Source organism: Vibrio sp. OPT46 (assembly GCF_015163535.1).
Classification (GTDB): Bacteria; Pseudomonadota; Gammaproteobacteria; order Enterobacterales; family Vibrionaceae; genus Vibrio; species Vibrio alginolyticus.
The window spans coordinates 844-1,322 of the sequence record NZ_JADDYG010000554.1 but is presented as its reverse complement, the minus strand read 5'-3'; the positions used below and the strand labels follow the sequence as shown (position 1 = coordinate 1,322).

Genomic DNA, 479 nt, shown 5'->3' with positions numbered 1-479 from the left:
AATGGGGAGAAATTCCAGAAAGTGAAGACCGAAAAAGAGAAAAAGAAGAATATTTAATTAGAGGTTTCTTAAGTGGTTATCCACCAATAAAGTGTGAGATAGTTGAAGTTGGAAAAAACAAATACTCAAAATACTCAGAAGGTAATCTTAAGTATAAGAGTGAATTACGAAGAGTATACAATTTACCCATAAAAAATGAATTCTACCTGAGCATCGAGTTTTGGTATAAGTACGAATCGATGTTTGCTAAGCAGAAGTTTTTAGATTGGGTGAGAAGTGCGGATGAAACCTTTGAAAAAAAAGTATTGGAATTACTGGATTTGTCTCCGCTCATCGACTCGTATACAGCCAAAGCGGTAAAGGGATTGAACGAAAAAACTAAGGCAGAGTAACACAGCGTCAAGAAAAGCTAGCAAAGTATGTAGCCATGAGAGAAAAATGAATCAAATTGGATGTCTATTTACCTTTGTACGCCATGG

The 479-nt window shown here is 35.5% G+C and carries 1 pseudogene; it reads left to right on the top strand.

Annotated elements, in window-relative coordinates:
* A pseudogene (locus IQR33_RS35975) lies at positions 1–392 on the top strand (DUF4783 domain-containing protein); the annotation flags it as partial.
* Between the last annotated feature and the right edge of the window lie 87 nt (positions 393–479).